1 protein-coding gene and 1 pseudogene are annotated in these 713 nt (G+C 74.6%); both read right to left on the reverse strand.

Annotation, left to right across the window (positions count from 1 at the left end; translation table 11 throughout):
* On the reverse strand, positions 1–532 hold a 532-nt coding region (locus tag Q2100_RS31530; RefSeq protein WP_302917163.1), incomplete at its 3' end, for an ABC transporter transmembrane domain-containing protein.
* Positions 507–713: pseudogene (locus tag Q2100_RS31535) on the reverse strand (thiol reductant ABC exporter subunit CydD); the annotation flags it as partial. The gene Q2100_RS31530 and the pseudogene Q2100_RS31535, both read right to left, overlap by 26 nt.

The raw sequence follows: 713 nt of genomic DNA on the forward strand, positions 1-713 counted from the left end.
CGCCCGCGATCAGCAGGGACACCGCGAGCACCCCGGCGGCGGCGGGGGAGATGACTGCCAGCAGTCCGACCGCGGCCACAGACAGCACCGCGGCCACCGCGATCGGCAGCACGGCGCGCACCAGCACATCGGACAGCTCGTCCACCGAGGCGCCCGCGCGGGCCACCAGTTCGCCGCTGGGCAGGCGCATCACGACCTCCGTGGGCGCCGACGCCAGCCGCCGGTAGAGGTCGACGCGGACGTTTCCGGCCGAGCGCAGTGCGGTGTCGTGTGCGGCGAGCCGCTGGCAGTACCCGAACACACCGCGGGAGATGCCAAGGGCCCGGACGGCGACGACCGCCACGGTCAGGTCGAGGATCGGCGGCATCTGCCATGCGCGGGTGATCAGCCACGCCGACACGGCGGTCAGCGCGAGCGCGCTGCCCAGCGACAGCACCCCGAGCGCCGTGGCCGCCAGCAGTCGCGAGATCCGCGGCCGCAGCAGCGCGACGGCCAGGCGGAGGAAGTCACCGCGCGGCAACGACTTCAGCACCGACATCACCCCCGATGCGCAGCACGTGGTCGCCGATCGCGAGCACCGGATCGCGGTGTCCGACCACCACCACGGTGGCCCCGGCGCGTGCCCGCGCCGTGATCGCCTCGAGCACCCGGGTCTCGAGGGCGGCGTCCAGGTGCGCGGTCGGTTCGTCGAGCAGCAGCACGGGCGCGGCCGA

Origin of the sequence: Mycolicibacterium arseniciresistens, assembly GCF_030519285.1 — a bacterium.
Classification (GTDB): Bacteria; Actinomycetota; Actinomycetes; order Mycobacteriales; family Mycobacteriaceae; genus Mycobacterium; species Mycobacterium arseniciresistens.